Origin of the sequence: Clostridium sp. (assembly GCF_050717545.1) — a bacterium.
Lineage (GTDB): Bacteria > Bacillota > Clostridia > Clostridiales > Clostridiaceae > Clostridium_AD.
Genome location: NZ_JBOITN010000008.1, coordinates 84,826 through 108,152 on the forward strand (window position 1 = coordinate 84,826; position 23,327 = coordinate 108,152).

Sequence of the window (23,327 nt, forward strand, 5' to 3'; positions counted from 1 at the left end):
TAATCATGTTCAGGAGATGTTAATGCATATAGATAATAACATTAAAATAATTATACTTTAGGAGGTATTTAATGGACTTTAAAAATATAATAGAAAATGATAGAGGAAATAAAGTTAAAAGTAAATTTCAAGGAACTTTTTTAGAGTATTTAGATATAATTAAAGCAGATCCGGATAAAGCTAAGTTATCGCATAAAAGGATGTATGACACAATAATAAAGGGTGGTTTTGAAATTTTAAAACCAGAAGAAAACCCAAGAATTCGGAAAATATATGGTAATGATATTATAAAAAGGTACGCCTTTTTTAAAGATGACTTTTTCGGAATTGATAAAGTATTAATGAAACTCGTAAGTTACTTTTACTCTGCATCTATGAGGGGAGAGGAATCAAGGCAAGTATTGTATTTAGCAGGGCCTGTAGGAGCTGGAAAGTCATCACTCGTGGAAGCTTTGAAGAATGCTTTTGAAAATACAGAACCAGTATACGTTTTAAAAGGATGTCCTATGAATGAAGAGCCATTACATTTAGTACCAAAGCATCTTAGACGTGATTTTGAGGAAATGCTAGGGGTGAAAATTGAAGGGGATCTTTGTCCAGCATGCAAGTATAGGTTACTAAATGAATACAATGGAGAATATGAAAAATTCCCTGTTACCACTACTTCATTTTCAATAAGATCAAGAAAAGGTATAGGTGTTGTTCCACCAGTAGATCCTAATAACCAAGATACTTCTATTTTAACAGGATCGGTTGATATATCTAAAATGGATATGTATTCAGAGGATGACCCTAGAGTTTTCTCTCTTAATGGTGCATTCAATGTTGGGAATAGAGGGCTTGTAGAATTTATAGAGGTATTTAAAAATGATGTTGAATACCTTCATACCATAATAACCGCTACTCAAGAAAAATCAATACCATCACCAGGAAAGGGATCTATGATATATTTTGATGGTATAATAATTGCCCATTCTAATGAAGCAGAATGGAATAGATTTAAGTCAGATCATACAAATGAAGCTATTCTAGATAGAATTGTAAAGGTAGAGGTTCCTTATTGTCTTGAGCTAAATGAGGAAATTAAAATTTACGATAAAATACTCAAGAAGAGCAACTTTAAGCCTCATATAGCACCACACACCATTGAAACTGCTGCGATGTTCGCTTTGCTCTCAAGGTTTACACCTTCAAATAAGGTAGATCCTATAACAAAGCTCAAGATTTATAATGGTGAAGAAATAGTAGAAAAGGGAACTACTAAGAAAATGGACATTAGTGAATTAAGGGAAGAAGCAGGACCTGATGAAGGTATGCATGGTATTTCCACAAGATTTATAGTAAAGGCGATAGACAATGCTATTTCAAATTCAGAATCAGATTGTATAAATCCCTTAAGCATTATGGAAAGTATAATTAAATCCGTTAGGGAAATGGATATTGCTGAGGATGAGAAGAAGAAATATATGGGATTTATTCAGGACAGTATAAGAAAAGAATATAATAAAATATTGGAGAAAGAAGTAACTAAGGCTTTTATACACAGTTATAAAGAACAAGCCGAAAGTTTATTCGATAACTATATAGATAATGCAGAAGCTTTTGTTAATAAGGCGAAATTAAAGGATAAAGCTACTGGTGAGGAACTTCAGGCAGATGAGTCATTTATGAGGTCTATTGAAGAACAGATTGGAATATCTGAAAGCTCTTCAAAAGGGTTTAGAAGTGATGTAACTTCGTATATGTTTTATGTGGTTAGAAATGGTGGGAAAATTAAATATGAGTCTTATGAACCTTTAAAGGAAGCAATTGAGAAGAAATTAACAAGCTCCGTAAAAGAATTATCAAGAATTGTAACTAGGTCTAGAGTTCGAGACAAAGATCAAGATGAAAAATATAATGTAATGGTTGAGCAAATGAAGGAAAATGGCTATTGTGATCATTGTTGTGACGTAATACTTAAATACGCAGCGAACAATTTATGGAAGGATTAATCCAATGACAATATTTAGGGACTATAATATAACTCCAATTGATCATGATAGAGCCTCTGAGGATAGAAGGCGTCATCGTCAACTTGTTGAGAAATCTATTAAAGAAAACCTTGGAGATATATTGTCAGAAGAAAGTATAATAGGTCAAAGCAAGGATAAAAAAATTAAGATACCAATAAAAGGTCTAAAGGAATATGAATTTATATTTGGGAGAAATATGGGTGGGGTCTCAAGTGGCGATGGCAGTGAAAAAAGAGATCAAGTTATAGGTAAAGAAAAGGCTGAAGGTGATGGAAAAGGTGGACCTAAGGCAGGAGATAAAGAAGGGGAAGATATCTATGAAACAGAGATAACCCTGGAGGATGCACTAAATTATCTATTAGAGGATTTAGAACTTCCAGATATAGATAAAACAAAATTTTCAGAAATTCTAACAGAAAATGGTATCAAAAGAGCAGGATATCAAAAACATGGTATTAATCCACGTCTTGCTAAAAAAAGAACAGTAGCTGAGAAAATTAAAAGAGAGCAGGCTAAAAATAAAGCGTTAATAGAGGCATCAGATAATGAAAAAATTGAAAGATTACCATTTAAAAATGAAGATTTGAGATATCATAGAGTAAAAAAAGTTTTAAAAAGAGAATCAAATGCGGTTATTATATGTGTCATGGATGTATCGGGATCAATGGATACAACAAAAAAATATTTAGCACGTTCATTCTTCTTTGTACTTTCTCAATTTATTAAGTCCAAATATTCAAATGTTGAGGTTAGTTTTATTGCGCATACTACCGTTGCCCAGGAGGTAAACGAAGTTGATTTTTTCCATAAAGTTGAATCAGGGGGGACGTATATTTCAAGTGGATTAAATAAGGCTCTAGAAATAATTGAAAAAAGGTATAATCCTGATAATTGGAATGTGTATGTTTTTTACGTTAGTGATGGAGACAATTGGAATGAAGACAATCAAAAAGCAATAAAGGCTGCAAAAAATATTTGCGAGATAAGCAATCTCTTTGGGTATGCAGAACTTATGAATGGCTACTATGCTGCTTCAATGAAACAGGTTTTTGATAAGGGAGTAACTAATAAAAACTTTCTTTCTGTGGAAGTAAAGCAGAAACAGGATTTATGGAAAGGACTTAAATATATGTTAAAAAAAGATCAAGAGAGGTGATATGGTTTTGGAGTATACCTTAAAGGACTTAGAATATTGGAATGAAAAAATTGAGGCTATAGTAAATGAGATAGGACTTGATCACTATCCTCAAGAATTTGAAATAATCGGATATAAAGATATGCTAGCTTACGAATCTTATGTGGGGATGCCGTCGAGTTACCCACATTGGAGTTTTGGCAAATCTTATGAAAAGAATAGTACATTATATAAATATAATTTAAGTGGATTGCCTTATGAGATGGTAATAAACTCTGATCCTTGTTTAGCATATTTAATGAAGGAAAATACATTTTTATTACAAATATTAACTATAGCTCATGTATATGGACATAATGACTTTTTTAAGAATAATAGACTTTTTAAAGAGGGAACTAGAGCTGCATCAACAGTTGAGATGTTTAAATTTCATGCAGATACGGTAAGAAGTTTTATAAATGACCCAAGTATAGGTTACGAAAAGGTAGAAAGAATATTAGATGCGGCCCACGCCATAAAGTTTCAAACATCAAGGGTCGTTGGAGAAAAGAGAATACCCGAAGAAGTTTTAAAGCAAAGAATTTTAGATGATTATAAAAATAATAATGAAATTCATAGCAACTTAGATGTTTACGTAAAATTAGAATTTCCAGAAATAAATAAAATACCAATAGAACCAGAAGACGATATTCTATATTTTATAATAAAACATGGGGATATGGAGGATTGGGAAAAAAGTTTATTGGAGATTGTACGAAAGGAAACCTCGTACTTCATGCCACAAATAGAAACGAAAATAATGAATGAAGGATGGGCTAGCTTTTGGCATTATAATATACTAAAGAAATTGAATTTGCCAGATGAATTATATTTAGAATTCATTAAGCGTCACAATGATGTTATAGCACCAGGGCAAGGATCTATAAATCCATATTTCGTTGGGTTTAAGATATTCGAAGATATTTTAAAAAGATATGGAATGAATAAAATATTTGAAGTTCGTGCCATTGAACGAGATGAATCTTTTTTAAGAAAATATTTAACAAAGGAACTATGTGAAGATCTTAATTTATTTGAATATGCTGCTAAAAATGGAAATTATGTAGTTAAAGAAGTGGCAGATGATAACGGGTTTATAAGTATTAGGAACACATTAGCTAGTACTTGTGGTGTGGGTTCTATACCGCTTATTAGGGTAACAGAAATGTCTCTAAAGGATAAAATGTTAACTCTAGAACATGTTTTTGATGGAAGAGAGTTAAATATTGCATATGCAGAAGCCACATTAAAATATATACATGAGTTATGGGGACATACCGTAAATTTAAAAACAACACAAATTGGAAATAAAATTAAAATCGTATGTGATGATAAGAGTGTAATTGTAAAAATGTAATTGAAGAACACTATGCACCGTATCCTATAGTACGCAACGTACCTTATAGTACGCACTGTACATTGGGTACGGTGTTTTTTCAAGTCTTTCTTAAAGGATATCTTTTGGTACATTGAAAACCTATTTAATTTTAGTTAATTAATATTTAGGGGTGTTGGCACTATTTGAATTATTGTTATATAATTAAAATAAATAAATAAAACAAAGATTTTGATTAAGTCAGTTTATTTGAAAAAATTTTATATTTTGAGGAGAAAAAATTATGAGAAGTAAAAAAATACTATTGGCAAATAGTTTATTAATACTAGCTTTAATATTATTTGTATTAGTTCCTATTATAGTAAATACGTTATTTAATCTAGGCGGTTCTTTAGGTGGGGATATTTCACTACTCCTTTCTGGTGTAACTACTGTTATAACATTTGGGGGAATAACATTATTATATTGCAGAATTACTAAGAGAGGATTTAGCGAGGTAATGGTAATTAAGAAAATATCAATAAAACAGCTTATTACAATTATGTTTGTAGCATTTGGGACTTATATTTTTGCAGTTGGTGTTAATTCTGTAAGCATGAAGTTATTTCCAATTGCAATAGAAGATGGTATGAAAATATCTAACCTATTAAATAATAGTTCAACATTATTAGGGTTGATTGTGGTAGTTTTAGTTCCTGCATTTTTTGAGGAAATATTTTTTAGAGGAGTTTTATTAGATGCTTATGAAGGGTTAAATAGAAAAATAAAATATTTTATAATAACTTTAATATTTGCAACATTTCATGGTAATATAATGCAAATTGTATATGTAATGTTTTTGGGGTTTATTATACTTAAGGTACGTGAATATAGTGGTTCACTCGTAGGGAGTATGACATTTCATGCAGCAAATAATGCAATATCATTTGTCTTAAGTAAGGTAGTTATGATTATGAGTGCTACTGGAATAAAAGATGGAGTGCTAGACCCAGCACAAGTGGCGGCCACAAATGAGGTTATGAATGCAAGTTTTATAGTAGTAATACTTAGAGCCTCGTTATTTTTTCTAATCGGGGGAGCTATATTATTTATAAACTTAAGAAAACTAAAGGAATATAAAGAGAAAAAAAATGGATTAGAACTTGAAAAAAATAATACAAGAATATATGATAAACCTATAGATAAAAAACAATATATTCCACTAGTTATATATTTTGTTTCAATTACGTTATTGGTTATATCAAGGTATTATAAAATCTAAAGTAGGGAAGTATAACTTAGTAATTTTAAGTGGAGGAGAAAAAATATGAAACTAAAGAAAATACAATATAATTCACCTGTGATATTAACTTTTACTTTTTTAGCTCTTGGTAGTTACTTACTAGGTTACTTAACAAGCGGTCTTTCTACTCAGCTTGTTTTTTCAAATTATAGAACATCTTTTCTTGATCCTATGCAATATGTGAGGCTTTTTTCTTATATACTTGGCCATGCTAATTGGGCTCATTTTTCTGGTAATTTTATAATAATTTTAATAACAGGACCTATGCTTGAAGAAAAGTATGGTTCAAAGGTTTTAGTGCAGTTAATACTAGTAACGGCTTTAGTTACAGGGTTAATACATACAATTTTTTCCAGTACGGCACTTCTAGGTGCAAGCGGGATTGTTTATATGTTTATTATTTTAAGTTCATTTACAAATGCCCAGAGAGGGAAAATTCCAATGACATTAATAATTGTGTTCTTTGTGTTCATAGGCAGAGAAATTTTTAGTGGTGCGTTTGCTCAGGATAATATATCTCAACTTGCTCATATTATTGGTGGGCTTTGTGGAGCATTGTTTGCTTTTAAAATTAAACATAAAGGAAATACTTTTAAGGATATATTGTAAATAGAAGATTTTGTAGATGAGTTATTTTTATATATTAATAAATTTAATATAAATTTTATGCCATTTAAATATGGCAGAATGGAGAAGTTTAATGAAAGCTTTATTTATAGGTGGAACAGGAACGATTAGTACTGAAATATCCAAACTTGCAGTTTTAAAGGGTTGGCAATTGTATTTGCTCAATAGGGGAAATAAATCAAGCAGAGTTCCAGAAGGCGTAAAGGTAATAACTGCTGATATAAATAATGAAGTAGAGGTAGCAAGGTTAATTGAGGATATTGATTTTGATGTTATAGCAGATTTTATCTCATTTGAACCATCGCAAATACAAAGAGACATAAGGCTTTTTAGTAAAAAGACAAAACAATTTATTTTTATTAGCTCAGCATCAGCTTACCAAAAACCATTAGCTTTTTACAAAATTACCGAGAGCACGCCACTTGCTAATCCATACTGGAAATACTCTAGAGACAAAATAGCCTGTGAGGAATTATTAATTGCCCAGTATAGATCAAATGATTTTCCTATAACAATAATTAGACCTAGCCACACATATGGAGTGGGAAGTGTACCGGTAGCTATTCATGGAGAGAAAGGTAGCTGGCAGGTAATAGACCGAATAATTAAAGGAAAACCTGTAATAGTCCCTGGGGATGGAAATTCACTTTGGACAATTACTCATAATACTGATTTTGCAAAGGCTTTTGTTGGAATTATGGGAAATCAAGCAGCTGTTGGTGAAGCTATCCATATCACATCAGATGAATCTATAACTTGGAATAAAATTTACGATATCATTGGTGAGGCACTTAATGTTAAAGTTATCAAATACCATGTAGCTACAGATTTTTTAGTGAAGTTTAAAGCTGATTTAGAAGGCGGATTAGTTGGAGATAAAGCAAACACTGTAGTTTTTGATAATAGTAAAATTAAGAGGTTGGTACCAGAATATATAGCTACTACAAGATTCGATCAAGGCGTCAGACTTTCAATTGAATACATATTAGCGCATCCAGAACTGCAAATTGAAGATAAAGTGTTCGACCTATTTTGTGATAATGTAATTAAATCACAAGAAATAGCATTAAAATATATAAAAAATATTTAAATATATTCTTTTATTTTACAATAAGTTATTTTACAATAAGAAAATTAGAGAGTGAATTTTCTTATTCTTTTTTTTAATAACATAGGATGATAAAAAATTCACTATTGCATTATAAAAAACATTAGTTTATAATGAAAACATAAACTAATGTTCACGTTAACATTAATTCAAATTTATTAAGGAAAAGGTGAGTTTATGAAAAAATTTATGGATGAAAACTTTCTATTATCTAACGATACTGCAATAAATTTATACAATGATTATGCAAAAGATATGCCAATCATTGATTATCATTGCCATTTAAATCCAAAAGAAATTTTTGAAAATAAGCAATTTAAAAATATAACTGAAGCTTGGTTATATGGAGATCATTATAAATGGAGAGCTATGAGAAGTAATGGTATTGATGAAAAATACATTACTGGGAATGCTAGTGATTATGAAAAATTTATGGCATGGGCAAAAACAATGCCAATGGCTATAGGTAATCCACTTTATCACTGGACACACTTAGAACTTCAAAGATATTTCGGCGTATATGAGGTTCTTAACGAAAAAACAGCACCAGCTATATGGGAAAAAGTTAATAAGCAATTAAATGGTCAAGGTTTTAGCGCAAGAGACTTGATCGAGAAATCTAATGTTAAAGCTTTATGTACTACAGACGATCCGATTGATTCACTTGAATATCATATAAAACTTAAAGAAGATACAAAATTTACTGTAAAGGTTTTGCCTGCATTAAGACCAGACAAAGGACTTTCAATAAATAAAGAGACATTTATACCATGGGTAGGAAAGCTTGCAGAAGTATCTAACATGAGTATTAAAAGTTATGATGAATTTTTAGTAGCTTTAGAATCAAGAGTAAGATTTTTTAACGAAGTTGGATGTAAGATATCTGATCATGGTTTGGATAGTTTAACATATATGGAGGCTACAAAAGAGGAAGTATCTGTTATATTTACAAAGGTATTAAATGGAGGAGTTGCAACTCCTGACGAAGAAAGTAAATATAGAACGGCTGTGTTACAGTTCTTAGGTAAGTTATATTCAGAACTTGGATGGGCAATGCAGCTTCATCTTGCAGCTCAAAGAAATAATAGTACAAAGATGCTTAATAAGGTAGGACCAGATACTGGATTTGATTCTATTAATGATGAACAAATAGCTTCTGCTTTATCGAAATTTTTAGACTCATTGCAAAAAAATAACTCGCTTCCTAAAACCATTTTATATACTTTGAATCCAAAAGATAACTATGTTCTTAGTACTATGATTGGAAACTTCCAAGGAACAGAGGTACCAGGAAAAATACAGTTTGGTGCTGCTTGGTGGTTCTTAGACAATAAAGAGGGTATGATAGAACAAATGAAGGTGCTTGCGAATACTGGTTTATTAAGCAGATTTGTAGGGATGTTAACTGATTCAAGAAGTTTCTTATCTTACACAAGACATGAATATTTTAGAAGAATAATGTGTAATTTAATTGGAGAATGGGTTGAAAATGGAGAATTTCCTGATGATATGGAGCTTTTAGGTGGTATTATTAAAGGAATATGTTATGATAATGCAAAGGCATATTTCGGATTAGATTGCTAAAAAAACTATGGATATCAAACGTTAAAACAATTATACTTCTCTTGAATTCTAACGTATAGGTGTCTATTAGTGAAATAGGGGTGCTAAAATGCAAGTGACAATAAAAGATATAGCTAAAATTGCAAATGTATCACATACAACGGTTTCAAGAGCACTTAATGATAGCCCCTTTATTAACGAAGTCACAAAGATTAGAATAAAAGAAATAGCAAAACAGCTTAAGTATGTACCAAATTATAGTGCTAGGAGTTTGGTGTTAAATAAGTCCTATAACATAGGGCTTATTTTTACAACAATAAGCGAGGTTACTTCTTCTAGCTTTTTTTATGAAACGGTGCGTGGTGTTAATAGTATTATAAAGGAAAATTATAATCTAGTAGTTAGAGGAATTGATGATTATAAGGATTTTAGATTCGTCAATAGCAAAAGATTTGATGGAATTATACTAATGAGCCAAAGTAACAGTGATACTCCATTTATATATTACTTAATGGATGAAAAAATCCCTTTAGTTGTGCTAAATACGGATATAGATGAGAGTTCAGTAGTTAATATATTATCGGCAGATAAAAAGGGCGCTTATGAGGCTGTAACATACTTGATACATAATGGGCATAAAAATATAGCTATAATAGAAGGTGCACAGGGATTTACATCTACTACAGAGAGAAAAAATGGATATTTAAAAGCAATAATTGAAAATAAATTGCAAGTAAGCGGTCAATATATGGTTGAAGGAAATTATACTATAGTCAGTGGATACAATGCAATGAAAAAGCTATTGTCATTAAACATTCGGCCAACAGCGATTTTCTGTTCTAACGACGATATGGCGGTTGGAGCAATGAAAGCTACATTAGAGGCAGGATTAAATGTTCCCAACGACATTTCATTTATTGGATTTGATGGTGGGCAGTTAGGTGATTATTTAACACCTGCCTTAACTACTGTGAAAAGACCTATTAATGAAGTAAGTAGAAAAGGCGCAGAAAGTCTATTAAACATTATAAGTGGTAATAGTCTTAAAGGCGAAAAGATTTACATTAATACAGAACTAGTTGAAAGAGAATCAGTGTTAAGAATAAGATAGTTTGCCACTGATTTGTGAAAAATTGTTCACGTTAACAATAAAATATTATTATGGAATTTTTTAGTAATAATATTTTTGTAATTATAAGATTAATATTGTAAGAGGCAAACAAAGGAGGAAAAAACATGATTAAAATTATGAAAAAAACTATGGCTTTTATACTAATATCAACATTAGCTTTTGGTTTAATTGGGTGCAGTAGTGTTACTAATGGAAAACGAATTGTTCGTATATCCCACTCACAATCGGAAACTCATCCTGACCATTTAGGGCTTTTGGCGTATGAAAAATATATAGAATCTAGATTAGGTGATAAGTATGATGTTCAGATTTTCCCCAATGAATTACTAGGACCTTCTGTAAAAACTATAGAACTTGTTCAAACCGGAGCAATTGATTTTACGGTTGCAAGTACTGGTAATCTTGAATCGTTTGACAATATTTATCAAATATTTAGTATGCCATATTTATTTGATAGCGTAGATAGCTACCACACGGTAATGGAAAATAAAGAATTAATGAATGGTATTTACCAATCTACAGGTGAAGCTGGGTTTGAAGCAGTTACTTGGCTAGATGCAGGTACAAGAAACTTTTATTCTACAACACCTATTAGAAAACCAGAAGATTTAAGCGGTAAAAAAATTCGTGTGCAACAAAGTGCTACAAATGTACGGATGATGCAATTATTTGGTGCAGCGGCTGCCCCTATGAGTTTCGGAGAAGTATATACAGCTATACAATCAGGAGTAATTGGCGGTGGAGAAAATAATGAATTGGCACTTACTAACAACAAACATGGTGAGGTTGCTAAATTTTATACATACGATGAACATCAAATGGTTCCAGATTTATTAATAGGAAATGTTAAATTTCTAAATAGTTTATCACCGCAGGAGAGAAAAATTTTTGATGATGCAGCGAGAGAATGTACAAAAGTTGAGCGTTCACAATGGGATGTTCAAATAGCAGATGCTGTTGTACAGGCAAAAGGAATGGGAGTTGAATTTATAAAACCGGATGTTGAATTATTTAGAGATAAAGTTCTACCATTACAAAAAGAGTTATTATTAAAAAATGAAAAATTACAACCTATATATGATAAAATTCAAAATATTAATAAACAAATGAAGGAGAAGAAATAATATGGCAAATTTCAAATTGAAGCTAACTAAAATATTAGAAATAATATGTATCTCTTTATTTGCAATCATAACAATTATTGGATTATATCAAATTATAACAAGATATGTATTTAATTCACCTAGTACAATTTCAGAAGAATTGTTAACATTTTTATTCACATGGATGGCTTTGCTTTCAGCTGCATTGGTGTTTGGAAAACGTGAGCATATGCGAATGTCATATGTTGCAAATTTCTTTAAAGGTAAAAATTCAATATATTTAAGTATTTTTTCCGAAGTAGTAGTTTTATTATTTGCTGTTTTAATACTCATTTATGGTGGAATCTCAATTACAAAACTTACAACTATACAGATTACAGCGTCGCTTGGAGTATCTATGGCGTTAGTATATGTGGTAGTTCCTATCAGTGGAGTTTTAACGGTCATCTATAACATTCTTAATATAAATGAATTGATGATCGAACTAAAAAAAGAAAATATTAACTAAAGAGGAGGAAAATATATGTCTATAGCATTATCAGCAGGACTAATTATAGCAATTGTTTTAATAATATTGTTACTTGCAGGAATTCCAATTTCAGTAGCATTAGGTATAGCATCATTATTGGCTATATTGCCGACGTTAAATTTTGATGCTGCCGTTTTGACAGCTGCTCAAAGAACATTTTCAGGAATATCTGTATTTACATTAATAGCAATACCTTTCTTTATTCTTGCAGGAAACATTATGAATAAGGGTGGAATAGCAATACGTTTAATTAATTTTGCCAAAATTTTATCAGGTAGAATACCAGGGGCAATGGCACATACTAATGTAGTTGCAAATATGATGTTCGGAGCTATTTCAGGTTCAGGAGTTGCAGCGACATCAGCTATGGGTTCTATTATAGGACCAATTGCAGTGGAAGATGGTTATGACCGTGATTATATGGCAACTGTAAATATAGCAACAGGGCCAACAGGATTATTGATACCTCCAAGTAATGTGTTAATAACATATTCGCTTGTAAGTGGAGGAACTTCAGTGGCAGCACTATTTATGGCAGGTTATGTTCCGGGAATTCTTTGGGGTTTTAGCTGCATGGTCGTTGCTTTCTTCATAGCACGAAAAAAAGGATATCGAACTTCGGAGCGTGTTACACTTAAACAAGCGCTAAAAATAACCCTTGAGGCTGTACCAAGTTTGTTATTGATTTTAATTGTTATAGGTGGAATTGTCACTGGTATATTTACAGCTACGGAAGGTTCAGTAGTAGCTGTTGCTTATAGCTTAATATTATCTATATTCTTTTATAAGACAATAAAAGTTAAGGATTTATATGATATATATAAAGAAAGCGCTGAAATGACAGGTATTATAGTATTCTTAATAGGTGTATCAAGTGTTATGGCATGGGTTATGGCATTCACTGCAATACCTTCTGCGATTTCAACTGCATTATTAACTGTTAGCAGTAATCATATAATAATCCTATTAATAATTAACATTGTACTATTGTTTATAGGAACGTTCATGGATATTACACCTGCAATACTTATTTTTACACCTATATTCTTACCAATCTGTATGGGTTTTGGGATGTCAGCAATTCAGTTTGGTATAATGGTAACATTTAACTTATGTATAGGTACAATTACACCACCTGTAGGAAATATACTCTTTGTTGGTGTTAAGGTTGCTAAAACAACGATAGAAAATGTAATGCTAAAATTAATACCATATTACATTGCTATTTTTGCTGTATTACTGCTTACAACATACGTACCAGCAATTACAATGTGGTTGCCAACATTAATGGGATATAGTAAATAATATTAAATAACACACGTTAACATATTTGTATGAAGTATAATGCAAAATATGATATAATATAATAAGACAAATATTTTCAAAATATAAAATAAGAGGTGTAAATAATGAAAAGAATTAAAATAGTTCAAAAATTAACTGAGTATGGGTTAGTAGCAGTAATTAGAGCAAATTCTAAAGAAGAAGGCGTGAAAATTGTAGATGCAGTTACAAAAGGCGGAATAAATGCAATTGAAGTTACAATGACAGTACCAGGCGCAATAGATGTAATAAAAGAATTAACGCAGATATATAAAGATAATGCAGAAATACTTATTGGTGCTGGAACTGTTCTTGACCCAGAAACTGCAAGAGCATGTATTTTAGCTGGAGCAAAATATATAGTAAGTCCAAGCTTAAATCCAGAAACTATAAAATTATGTAACAGATATAGAATTGCTGTTATGCCAGGAATTATGACAGTTAAAGAAGCTATTGAAGCATTAGAGCTTGGAGTTGAAATAGTTAAAGTATTCCCAGGTAATGTTTTTGGACCACAAATAATAAGTTCTTTAAAAGGACCACTTCCACAAGCTAACTTTATGCCAACAGGTGGAGTATCACTTGATAATGTTAAGGATTGGATTAAGGCTGGCGCAGTAGCAGTAGGAACTGGCGGAGACTTAACAAAAGGTGCTAAAACTGGAGATTATAAATTAGTAACAGAGACTGCTGCTAAATTTGTTGAAGCGGTTAAAAAAGCAAGAGCTTAAGAATAATTTGGTTACATATTAGATAGAATAAATATCAAGGCAGTACATACCAATTGGTGTGTACTGAATTTATAGGAGGCAATATTATGGGAAAATTTATTACATTCGGTGAAATTATGCTTAGACTTGCACCAGTTGGTTATGAAAGATTTGCACAATCAAAAGAATTCGGTGCTGTTTATGGTGGAGGAGAAGCAAACGTTGCTGTATCACTTTCAAATTATGGCAAGGATGCTTACTTTGTAACAAAATTACCTGAACATGAAATAGGTCAAGCAGCAGTAAATGAACTTAGAAAATATGGTGTAAATACTAAGATGATAGTACGTGGCGGAGATCGTGTTGGTATTTATTACTGTGAAAAGGGATCATCTCAAAGACCTTCTAAAGTAATCTATGACAGGGCTTATTCAGCTATTGCCCAGGCTAAAAGAGAAGATTTTAATTGGAAGGAAATTTTTGCTGATGCTGAGTGGTTCCATTTTACAGGAATAACACCTGCACTATCTGATGAATGTGCTGCAATAACATTAGACGCAGTAAAAGCAGCAAAAGATGCTGGAGTTATGGTAAGTGTAGATTTGAACTTCAGAAAAAAACTTTGGAGCAGTGAAAAAGCCGGCAAAGTAATGGGCGAAATCGTTAAATATTGTGATTTAGTAATAGCAAATGAAGAAGATGCCGAAAAAGTATTTGGTATTAGCGCTGAAGGAACAGATGTAACTGGTGGAACTTTAAGTGGTGAAGGTTATAAAAATGTTGCTAAAAAACTTACTGATTTATTTGATTTAAAGTATGTTGCTATAACTCTTCGCGAAAGCTTTTCTGCTTCAGATAATGGTTGGTCTGCAATGTTTTATGATGGCAAAGAATTTTATAGTTCAAAAAAATATAAAATGCATATAGTTGATAGAGTTGGAGGCGGCGATTCATTTGGAGCAGGACTTATATACGGCTTAACATCAGGTCTATCTAATCAAGATTCTCTTGAATATGCAGTTGCGGCTTCTTGCCTTAAGCATACTGTAGAAGGTGACTTTAACCTTGTGTCTAAAGAAGAAGTAGAGACGCTTATGAATGGTGATGCTTCAGGAAGGGTGCAAAGATAATTATGGATGTTGTAACTTTTGGTGAGTCCATGGTTTTATTTAGTCCAGATTCTTCAGGGCCTTTAAGATACGTTCAAAATTTTAACAAGTCTATTGCTGGGGCAGAGTCAAATGTATCAATTGCTCTAGCTAAACTTGGACATCAGGCTGGATGGTTTTCAAAGCTTGGAGACGACGAATTCGGAAGGTACATTCAAACTACAGTAAGAGGAGAAGGCGTAGATGTATCCAGAGTAATTTTTGAACCTGGGAAAAGTACAGGTATATACTTCAAGGAAAGATTTATGCATTCTAATCCTAATGTATATTATTATAGAAAAGGTTCCGCTGCCAGCACATTAAGGCCAGAGGAATTAGATGAAGAGTATATTAAAAACACAAAGATACTTCATATTACTGGTATAACTCCTGCCCTTTCTGAGAGTTGCAGGAAAACTTTATTTAAAGCTATAGAAATTGCAAAAAGTAATAATGTTATGGTGTCTTTTGACCCGAATATTAGACTTAAATTATGGAACAAGGAAGATGCAGTTCCAGTTCTACTTGAAATTGCAAAACAATCGGACATAATTTTTCCAGGTATTGATGAGGGTGAAATGCTCCTTGGACTTACTAAACCTGAAGACATTGCACAAAGGTTTCAGGATATGGGATGTAATATTGTAGCTGTAAAACTTGGTAAAGAAGGATGTTATGTAACTGACTCAGTAAATAAATTATATGTAAATCCATATATATGTGAAAATCCACAAGATACAGTGGGCGCAGGTGATGGATTTGCTGCAGGTTTCTTATCAGGGATGTTAAATAAATTAGATTTAAAAGGATGCGCAGAATATGCAAATGGGGTTGGCGCCATGGCAGTCCTTGTAAAGGGTGACATGGAAGGTTATCCAAATAATGAACAACTAATGGCGTTTATTGGAAAAACTAAAACAATCGAAAGATAGGGAGGTTTAAAAATGAAATTAAATAAAACAACCTATAAAGAATATAAACAATTCCCTGAAAAAGTGCTTCAATTTGGGGAAGGTAATTTTTTAAGAGCTTTCGTAGATTGGCAAATTGATAAGATGAATAAAGAAGCTGGTTTTAATGGTAGTGTAGTAGTAGTTCAGCCTATCGAGTTTGGACTTGTAGACAAATTAAATGAGCAAGACGGTTTGTACACTCTTTATTTACAAGGAATGAATGATGGCAAAGCAATAGCTGAGCATTCAGTAATAAACAGTATAAGTCGTGGAATAAACCCTTATACGCAACATGATGAGTACATGAAGATAGCTGAAAACCCAGAATTGAGGTTTGTATTTTCTAATACTACTGAAGCAGGAATTGCATACGATGAAACTGATAAGCTAGAAGATAAACCTCAAAAGAGCTTCCCAGGAAAACTTACAGCATTATTGTATCATAGATTTAAAACATTTAGCGGTCAAAAAGAAAAGGGATTAATAATTATTCCTTGTGAACTTATTGATAGAAATGGTGACAAACTTAAAGAGATAATTCTAAAACTTTCTGGGATTTGGAATTTAGAAGCTGGGTTTGTTACATGGATAAATGAAGCAAATACATTTTGCTGCACACTTGTTGACAGAATAGTTCCAGGGTACCCAAGAGATACTATAAAAGAGATAACAGAGGAACTTGGATATGAAGATAATTTAGTTAATGTTGGAGAACATTTCCACCTTTTCATTATAGAAGGACCAAAATGGATTGAAAATGAATTCCCAGTAGGTAAAGCAGGACTTAATGTTAAATTTGTTGACGATATGACTCCATATAGAACAAGAAAGGTAAGAATACTTAATGGATCACATACATCACTTGTGCCAGTATCGTACCTTTATGGATTAAACACAGTTGCAGAGTCTGTTGAACATGAAGTTATGGGGAAATTCATTAAAGATACAATATACAAGGAAATAATTCCAACATTAGACCTTCCAGAAGAGGAATTATCATACTATGCTAAGGTTGTTCTTGAAAGATTTATGAATCCTTATGTTAAACATTACTTAATGAGTATATCTTTGAATTCAATGTCAAAATATGAAACAAGGGATTTACCTTCATTATTACAATTTGTAAAAGTAAAGAATGAATTACCAAAAAGATTAGTATTCTCTTTAGCTGCACTTATGGAATTCTATAAAGGCAAAAGGGGAGAAGAAGTAATAAAATTATCTGATGATGCTGATGTTTTAGAACTATACAAAGCTGCATGGGATAATTGTGATGGAAGTGAAGTAGGTATAAAGAAACTAGTAACTACTGTACTTTCATATAAAAAAGTTTGGAAAATGGATTTAAATGAAGTTCAAGGATTAACAGATGCAGTAACACAGTATTTATTTAGCATTGAAAAAGTTGGAACTGTAGAAGCAATAAAACAAGTTCTTTAACCATATTATAGTATTTATCCTCCACCTTTATAAGTGGGGGATAAATACTATATCATAATAAATCTTAATATTTCAGCTCCGCAGGAGATGATTTAATGAAAGTGAGGTTAAGTGAATGAAAAATATAATCCGGATAAATGAAATTGATAATATAGTAGTGGCTTTAACTGATTTATCAAAGGATGAAATAATTATTATAGGTAGTAAAAGTGTAACATTAAAAGAAGAAGTTAAAAGAGGACATAAAATAGCAATTAGCGATATTAAATTAGATGAGGATATTGTAAAATATGGATTTCCTATAGGTCATTCTATTATTGATGTAACTGAAGGTCAATGGGTCCATACTCATAATATAAAAACAAATTTAGAAGGAATAAAGGAATACAAATTTGATCAAAAACTTATAGAGAATAGTTATAAAAAAAGAGATTTAACATTTAATGGATATAAAAGATCGAATGGGAATGTGGGTATTAGAAATGAACTTTGGATAGTTCCAACTGTAGGGTGCGTTAATGGTATAGCAGATAGAATTATTGATAGATTTAAAGAAATGGTGTGCACTGTAACTATAGATAATGTAGAGGTATTAAAGCATAATTATGGTTGCTCACAGCTTGGTGATGATCATATAAACACAAGAACGATATTAGGCGATGCAGTTAAACATCCAAATAACGGCGGAGTTTTGGTATTAGGACTTGGATGTGAAAATAATGGTATGGCTGATTTCAAAAAATCTTTAGGTGATTTTAGTGAAAAGAGGGTTAAATTTCTAATTTCTCAAGAAGTTTCTGATGAAATACAAGAAGGAGCTAATTTGCTTATAGAACTTTATGAAGTTATGAAATCTGATAAAAGGGAAGAGTGTAGCTTATCAGAACTTAAAATAGGATTGAAATGTGGTGGTTCTGATGGACTCTCAGGAATAACTGCAAACCCTCTTGTTGGAAAACTTTCTGATTTTCTTGTAGCTCAAGGTGGCACCACAATATTAACAGAAGTACCTGAAATGTTTGGGGCAGAAATGCTTCTAATGGCTAGATCCAAAAATGAAGAGGTATATAATAAAACAGTATTTTTAATTAATGACTTTAAAGAATATTTTATGAAGTACGATCAGCCAGTTTATGAGAATCCGTCACCAGGAAATAAAGCTGGAGGCATAACTACACTTGAAGATAAATCACTAGGTTGTACGCAAAAGGCAGGTACCGAAACTGTTGTAGACGTGCTTAAATATGGAGAAACATTAAGCACCAAAGGACTTAATTTATTAAGTGCTCCGGGGAATGATTTAGTAGCAGCGTCTGCACTTGCTGCAGCTGGTTGTCAAATGGTTCTTTTCACTACGGGCAGAGGTACTCCATTTGGAAGTTTCGTACCAACAATGAAGATATCAACAAATACTCAAATATTTGAATTAAAACCTCATTGGATAGATTTTAATGCTGGAACACTAGTTCAAGATAAGTCTTTAGAAGCTATGACAGAAGAATTTATAGAATATATCATTGAAGTAGCAAATGGAAAATTAGTTAATAATGAAAAAAATGATTTTAGGGAATTAGCTATTTTTAAGAGTGGAGTAACCCTTTAAACAAAATATATAATAAAAGGAGAAATAAACATGAGTTTTAATAATGATTGCTTTTACTGCGTAAAAGACGCACGACTTACTAATTTAATGATTGAAATATGTACACTTGAGGCTTCAACCTTATATTTATTTAAAGAACAGACTTATAAGGGAAGATGCGTTGTAGCATATAATGGACATAAAAGCGAGCTATTCGATTTAAGTGATGAGGAGCGCGTACTTTACATGAAGGATGTTGCAAGAGTTGCAAAGGCTATAAGCATAGCATTTTCTGCTGATAAAATTAATTACGGTGCTTATGCTGATACCATGACTCATCTTCATTATCACATAGTTCCTAAATATAAGAATGGACCTAGTTTTGGAGGAACATTTGAAATGATGCCTAGCGAAAAAGTTCTTCTTAAAGAAGAAGAGTATAATCAGTTAATAAATAAAATTAAAGAAAATTTATAAAATTTATTTTAAAAGTGATGCAATGAGTTATTATTTGTATCACTTTTTTTTGTGAGCTAAATAATAGACTATAAATATATTAAATAGTATAATTAGAGTAGAATTAGGACATAATTTATAGTTCATAAATTATTATCTATAATAGACATTTGTTATTTTAAAGGAGCTTACAATGAAACTTAAGAGGATTGTTAATAAAAAAACAATAGGAAGTAGAGTTTTTAATAATTTCATACTTATTATTTTACTTATGAGTATTGGCTTTATTTTTTCATTATATGAAAGAAAAATTACTTCTGAGAATTACAAAGAGTACAGGAGTATAAATATCAAATTGAGTAAGCTTTCATTAGAATTTAGCAACAGTTGGGGTTATTTTGATATGTTTGTAAAAACTAAAGATGACGAAAACATTAAAAAATATAATGATTCAAATGACAAAATAAAAGATTTAGTAATTGAAATTGAGCCTTATGTTGAAAAGGTTGAAAACAGTAGTATTTATTTAAGAAATTTAAATAATATGTTCGCTTCATATAAAACTGAGTCCTATCATTTGATGAGTGAAGTTATCAATTCAGAAATATTGGATCAAAATAGTTATGATAAATTAACTGACATAAAGACATTAAATTCTTATATAACCAAACATTCTGAGTCTTTACTTGTTTCATATTTAGACTATAGTAATTTGTTATATTCAACAACAGTTCAAAAATACAAAAATACAGAAATAAAAATTTATATTACGTTAATAATTATAATTGTTGTGAGTTTTATTTACACAATGCTGGTAAGTCGAGATCTTAAAAATACTATAGGTAAACTTCGAAGATACTCTGAACTTCTATCGAATGCAGAGTGGGAGATACCTGATCTGAAAGATCAAAAGTATGATGAATTAAATAGTCTTGCCAAGGCCTTTGATAAAATGAAACACAGTATTCGTAAGCTTATTGAGAAAATAAATGAAAAAGCTGAAATTGAAAATAATTATCATGAAGAAAAACTTAAAAGTACGCAAAAAGATAAATTGATTAAGGAAATACAATTATCGGCCCTGCAATCACAGATGGATCCACATTTTTTATTTAACACTTTAAATACTATTAGCAGAATGGCTATGTTTGAGGATGCAGACCAAACTGTGAAATTAATAGAGGCAACTTCAAAAATACTTAGGTATAATTTAGATAGTAAAGATAAGATGGTAAAACTAAAAGAAGAAATGCACATGATAAAGGCCTATGTTATTATACAAGAAACTAGATTTCAAGATCAAATGCGTTTTCAATTTGATATTGATAAGAAATTGGATTCTATTAAAGTCCCACCCATGCTAATACAACCTATAGTAGAAAATGCTATAATTCATGGGTTAAGGGAAAAAGATAAAGGTGGTATAATAAAGATTTCTATAAATGAGGTAGATTGCTTTATACAGATTACAATTTACGACAATGGAGTTGGAATGGATGATGAAAAAATAAATGCTTTGCTTTGTGATGTCAAAAGTAAGTCAACTGGTCTTGGCGTTTATAATGTTAAAAAAAGGTTGGAGCTATATTTTAATAGGAATGATTTAATTAAAATCAAAAGCAAAAAAAATTACGGTACACTGGTTATAATTTCAATTCCAAGGGAAGGGAGTGATGAGAGTGTTAAAGCTTTTAATTGCTGAGGATGAAGCATTAGAGAGAAAAGCACTTAGATTTATTTTGAAAAAATATTTTTCTGAAAGTATTGAAATCATAGGTGAAGTAAGTAATGGGAGAGATGCTGTTGATATGGCTCTATTACTTAAACCCCATATTATATTAATGGATATTCATATGCCAATAATGGGAGGGCTTGAGGCATGTAATATTATAAAAAAAAGTTATGAAAAAACTGAATTCATAATACTAACTGCTTTTAATTATTTTGATTACGCTAAACAAGCGATACATATTGGGGTAAGTGATTATTTATTAAAACCCTTTTCAAATGACGAGTTCATAAACTCGTTAAATAAAGTAATTAATAAAATAAATTCTAAAAAATTAATGGTAAATAAGTCGGATGAATTGAGGGATAACTATAAGAAAATTTCTCCTTATGGTGAAAAGCAAATGATTGAAAATATAGCTTATGGAGTAACATTAACTGACAACCAATTTAATGAATATAAGGATATTTTTGAGATTGTTAGTGCTAAGTTTTCTTGCATTATATTTAATTTAAGTGAAAAAGAAATTTTCAATGACAATAGTGTTGTCTTAATAAAACAGAAGTTGAACCTATTATTTCCCAAAATTGTAGGGGGCTTATGTCTAAATAATGTTATATTATTTATTTTTGACGAAGCTATTGGGAGTAAGATGTTAAGTTCGATGTTTGAGAACTTGATAAATGATCTAAGGGATGATTTTAAATTAAAATACGATGTAACATTATCAGTAGGATATTCCGCCATGCATGAAGGGCTTAATCAATTAAATATTTCATATAAAGATGCAAAGAGGTGCTTAAAAGTAGAGGGAAATAAAGAATATGCTCCTGAGACTAAGGCTATTAATAATTATGATAATACTTACAATATTAATGAATTTAATGATATTTTAACCGAAAAAATTATAAATGAAGATTTAAATGGAGTAATAATTGAATTAGACATGATCTTAAATAATTTATTAAACAAAAATGGAACTCTTGATATCATAAGTGTAAAACAAACGTTTTTTATAATGTTTGATGATATTATTGAGGACATTAGTAAATTTATTGGAAAAGATTTTAAACATTTCAGTAAAGATAAAATATTAAAAGAATTGATTGAACTAGGGGAAATATCGGAGTTAAAGAATTGTATAAGCCTAATTCTAAAAAATATTATTACTTACATTTCGAATTATAAAAGAAGCAAAAATATTGATGTTATTGAAAAAGTAAAACTTTATATTGAAGAGAATTATATGAAGGATGTAAGTTTAGATAATTTGGCTTTATATGTATCTATGAGTAGTTTTTATTTAAGTAGAATTTTTTCTAAAGCATACGGAATAAGCATTAAGGAATATGTAATTAAGATGAAAATGGAAAAAGCAAAAAGTATGCTACTTGAAGGGAATAAATCTGTTAAACAGATTGCCTTTGAAGTTGGCTATGCGGACCAAAATTATTTTAGCAAAGCATTTAAAAAGTATACTAATATGTCACCAAAAAAATATTGTAATTTATAGTTAATGTGAATAAAAATATAAATTAATATTTAGAAATTAGAAACAATAAATTGCATAAATAATATTAATAAGTTAAAATAATCACTAGTAAGAGTAACAATTTAAAAAGTAGGAGAAATAATAATTAATAATTGCTATAACTTCTAACGAAATACAAGGAGGTAGAGAAATATGATAGTAAGAAATGATGATGTTAAACTTAGTGATCTTGGCAAAGGGGTATGTCGCAAAGTACTAGCACATGTTCCAAGTATTATGATGGTAGAGGTTAATTTTGTAAAAGGTGCAGTTGGAGATATTCATCAGCATGTACATGAACAAATCAGTTATATTATAAAAGGAAGTTTTGAAGTAAGTATTGACGATAAAAAAGAAATAGTAAAAGCCGGTGATACTTTTTATGTTAATCCCAATGTACCACATGGTGTTTTTGCACTAGAGGATGCAACTATATTAGATGTGTTTACACCTCAAAGAGAAGATTTTCTTAAATAAAATTAAAAACATACTATTCCCGGTTATCATTTGTTTTACATATGATAACGGGGATTTTCATATTTTAAAAGACATGGATTTATAAATTAGAACTTGCTAAGGGGGTAAA

At 30.8% G+C, this 23,327-nt stretch carries 20 protein-coding genes; all 20 read left to right on the forward strand.

The annotated features are described in order from the left end of the window. Window positions 1-71 precede the first annotated feature (71 nt). Window positions 72-1,994: a serine protein kinase gene (locus ACREVX_RS01765; protein ID WP_431542368.1), complete on the forward strand. Its 1,923-nt coding sequence runs from the start codon at window positions 72-74 to the stop codon at window positions 1,992-1,994. Between the two features lie 4 nt (window positions 1,995-1,998). Next, complete coding sequence (yhbH, locus tag ACREVX_RS01770; protein ID WP_431542369.1) at window positions 1,999-3,171, forward strand: sporulation protein YhbH; 1,173 nt, start codon at window positions 1,999-2,001, stop codon at window positions 3,169-3,171. A 7-nt stretch (window positions 3,172-3,178) separates the two neighbouring features. Further along, complete coding sequence (locus tag ACREVX_RS01775) at window positions 3,179-4,546, forward strand: SpoVR family protein (protein WP_431542370.1); 1,368 nt, start codon at window positions 3,179-3,181, stop codon at window positions 4,544-4,546. Window positions 4,547-4,808: 262 nt separating this feature from the next. Continuing rightward, entirely contained in the window at window positions 4,809-5,786 is a 978-nt protein-coding gene (locus tag ACREVX_RS01780) for a CPBP family intramembrane glutamic endopeptidase (protein WP_431542371.1), read from the forward strand. Between the two features lie 45 nt (window positions 5,787-5,831). Further along, a complete protein-coding gene (locus tag ACREVX_RS01785) occupies window positions 5,832-6,416 on the forward strand; it encodes a rhomboid family intramembrane serine protease (protein WP_431542372.1) in 585 nt (194 codons plus the stop codon). Between the two features lie 91 nt (window positions 6,417-6,507). Continuing rightward, complete coding sequence (locus ACREVX_RS01790) at window positions 6,508-7,524, forward strand: SDR family oxidoreductase (RefSeq protein ID WP_431542373.1); 1,017 nt, start codon at window positions 6,508-6,510, stop codon at window positions 7,522-7,524. A 195-nt stretch (window positions 7,525-7,719) separates the two neighbouring features. Further along, window positions 7,720-9,126, forward strand: coding sequence for a glucuronate isomerase (gene uxaC, locus ACREVX_RS01795; protein ID WP_431542374.1), 1,407 nt, complete (start codon window positions 7,720-7,722; stop codon window positions 9,124-9,126). A gap of 88 nt (window positions 9,127-9,214) precedes the next feature. Continuing rightward, the gene (locus tag ACREVX_RS01800) at window positions 9,215-10,216 is read left to right on the forward strand and encodes a LacI family DNA-binding transcriptional regulator (RefSeq protein WP_431542375.1); all 1,002 of its coding nucleotides are present in this window, start codon (window positions 9,215-9,217) and stop codon (window positions 10,214-10,216) included. 125 nt (window positions 10,217-10,341) lie between these two features. After that, the gene (locus ACREVX_RS01805) at window positions 10,342-11,361 is read left to right on the forward strand and encodes a TRAP transporter substrate-binding protein (protein ID WP_431542376.1); all 1,020 of its coding nucleotides are present in this window, start codon (window positions 10,342-10,344) and stop codon (window positions 11,359-11,361) included. A gap of 1 nt (window position 11,362) precedes the next feature. After that, window positions 11,363-11,848 carry a TRAP transporter small permease gene (locus ACREVX_RS01810; RefSeq protein ID WP_431542377.1) on the forward strand — a complete coding sequence of 162 codons (486 nt, stop codon included), beginning with the start codon at window positions 11,363-11,365 and terminating at the stop codon, window positions 11,846-11,848. Between the two features lie 15 nt (window positions 11,849-11,863). Then, window positions 11,864-13,174 carry a TRAP transporter large permease gene (locus ACREVX_RS01815; protein WP_431542378.1) on the forward strand — a complete coding sequence of 437 codons (1,311 nt, stop codon included), beginning with the start codon at window positions 11,864-11,866 and terminating at the stop codon, window positions 13,172-13,174. 104 nt (window positions 13,175-13,278) lie between these two features. Next, window positions 13,279-13,923, forward strand: a complete 645-nt coding sequence (locus ACREVX_RS01820) for a bifunctional 4-hydroxy-2-oxoglutarate aldolase/2-dehydro-3-deoxy-phosphogluconate aldolase (RefSeq protein WP_431542379.1) — start codon at window positions 13,279-13,281, stop codon at window positions 13,921-13,923. Window positions 13,924-14,009: 86 nt separating this feature from the next. Next, window positions 14,010-15,032 (forward strand): PfkB family carbohydrate kinase, encoded by a 1,023-nt coding sequence (locus ACREVX_RS01825; protein ID WP_431542380.1) that lies wholly within the window; start codon window positions 14,010-14,012, stop codon window positions 15,030-15,032. Between the two features lie 2 nt (window positions 15,033-15,034). Further along, a complete protein-coding gene (locus tag ACREVX_RS01830) occupies window positions 15,035-15,982 on the forward strand; it encodes a sugar kinase (RefSeq protein ID WP_431542381.1) in 948 nt (315 codons plus the stop codon). Window positions 15,983-15,994: 12 nt separating this feature from the next. Next, on the forward strand, window positions 15,995-17,443 hold the full coding sequence (locus tag ACREVX_RS01835; RefSeq protein WP_431542382.1) for a tagaturonate reductase: 1,449 nt from the start codon (window positions 15,995-15,997) through the stop codon (window positions 17,441-17,443). A 115-nt stretch (window positions 17,444-17,558) separates the two neighbouring features. Beyond that, on the forward strand, window positions 17,559-19,046 hold the full coding sequence (locus ACREVX_RS01840; protein ID WP_431542383.1) for a UxaA family hydrolase: 1,488 nt from the start codon (window positions 17,559-17,561) through the stop codon (window positions 19,044-19,046). Window positions 19,047-19,076: 30 nt separating this feature from the next. Further along, window positions 19,077-19,502: an HIT family protein gene (locus ACREVX_RS01845; protein WP_431542384.1), complete on the forward strand. Its 426-nt coding sequence runs from the start codon at window positions 19,077-19,079 to the stop codon at window positions 19,500-19,502. A gap of 172 nt (window positions 19,503-19,674) precedes the next feature. Continuing rightward, window positions 19,675-21,183, forward strand: a complete 1,509-nt coding sequence (locus tag ACREVX_RS01850; RefSeq protein ID WP_431542385.1) for a sensor histidine kinase — start codon at window positions 19,675-19,677, stop codon at window positions 21,181-21,183. Further along, window positions 21,161-22,723 (forward strand): response regulator transcription factor, encoded by a 1,563-nt coding sequence (locus ACREVX_RS01855; protein WP_431542386.1) that lies wholly within the window; start codon window positions 21,161-21,163, stop codon window positions 22,721-22,723. The genes ACREVX_RS01850 and ACREVX_RS01855 overlap by 23 nt, the downstream gene beginning before the upstream one ends. 171 nt (window positions 22,724-22,894) lie before the next feature. Next, window positions 22,895-23,218, forward strand: coding sequence for a cupin domain-containing protein (locus ACREVX_RS01860; protein WP_431542387.1), 324 nt, complete (start codon window positions 22,895-22,897; stop codon window positions 23,216-23,218). Window positions 23,219-23,327: the final 109 nt, after the last annotated feature.

Bases quoted from the DNA above. Each gene is read 5' to 3' on its own strand.
- yhbH (WP_431542369.1), top strand. From the start codon at position 1,999: ATGACAATATTTAGGGACTATAATATAACTCCAATTGATCATGATAGA.
- ACREVX_RS01815 (WP_431542378.1), top strand. From the start codon at position 11,864: ATGTCTATAGCATTATCAGCAGGACTAATTATAGCAATTGTTTTAATA.
- uxaC (WP_431542374.1), top strand. From the start codon at position 7,720: ATGAAAAAATTTATGGATGAAAACTTTCTATTATCTAACGATACTGCA.
- ACREVX_RS01825 (WP_431542380.1), top strand. From the start codon at position 14,010: ATGGGAAAATTTATTACATTCGGTGAAATTATGCTTAGACTTGCACCA.
- ACREVX_RS01780 (WP_431542371.1), top strand. From the start codon at position 4,809: ATGAGAAGTAAAAAAATACTATTGGCAAATAGTTTATTAATACTAGCT.
- ACREVX_RS01805 (WP_431542376.1), top strand. From the start codon at position 10,342: ATGATTAAAATTATGAAAAAAACTATGGCTTTTATACTAATATCAACA.
- ACREVX_RS01845 (WP_431542384.1), top strand. From the start codon at position 19,077: ATGAGTTTTAATAATGATTGCTTTTACTGCGTAAAAGACGCACGACTT.
- ACREVX_RS01840 (WP_431542383.1), top strand. From the start codon at position 17,559: ATGAAAAATATAATCCGGATAAATGAAATTGATAATATAGTAGTGGCT.
- ACREVX_RS01765 (WP_431542368.1), top strand. From the start codon at position 72: ATGGACTTTAAAAATATAATAGAAAATGATAGAGGAAATAAAGTTAAA.
- ACREVX_RS01860 (WP_431542387.1), top strand. From the start codon at position 22,895: ATGATAGTAAGAAATGATGATGTTAAACTTAGTGATCTTGGCAAAGGG.
- ACREVX_RS01820 (WP_431542379.1), top strand. From the start codon at position 13,279: ATGAAAAGAATTAAAATAGTTCAAAAATTAACTGAGTATGGGTTAGTA.
- ACREVX_RS01850 (WP_431542385.1), top strand. From the start codon at position 19,675: ATGAAACTTAAGAGGATTGTTAATAAAAAAACAATAGGAAGTAGAGTT.
- ACREVX_RS01785 (WP_431542372.1), top strand. From the start codon at position 5,832: ATGAAACTAAAGAAAATACAATATAATTCACCTGTGATATTAACTTTT.
- ACREVX_RS01810 (WP_431542377.1), top strand. From the start codon at position 11,363: ATGGCAAATTTCAAATTGAAGCTAACTAAAATATTAGAAATAATATGT.
- ACREVX_RS01835 (WP_431542382.1), top strand. From the start codon at position 15,995: ATGAAATTAAATAAAACAACCTATAAAGAATATAAACAATTCCCTGAA.
- ACREVX_RS01800 (WP_431542375.1), top strand. From the start codon at position 9,215: ATGCAAGTGACAATAAAAGATATAGCTAAAATTGCAAATGTATCACAT.
- ACREVX_RS01830 (WP_431542381.1), top strand. From the start codon at position 15,035: ATGGATGTTGTAACTTTTGGTGAGTCCATGGTTTTATTTAGTCCAGAT.
- ACREVX_RS01790 (WP_431542373.1), top strand. From the start codon at position 6,508: ATGAAAGCTTTATTTATAGGTGGAACAGGAACGATTAGTACTGAAATA.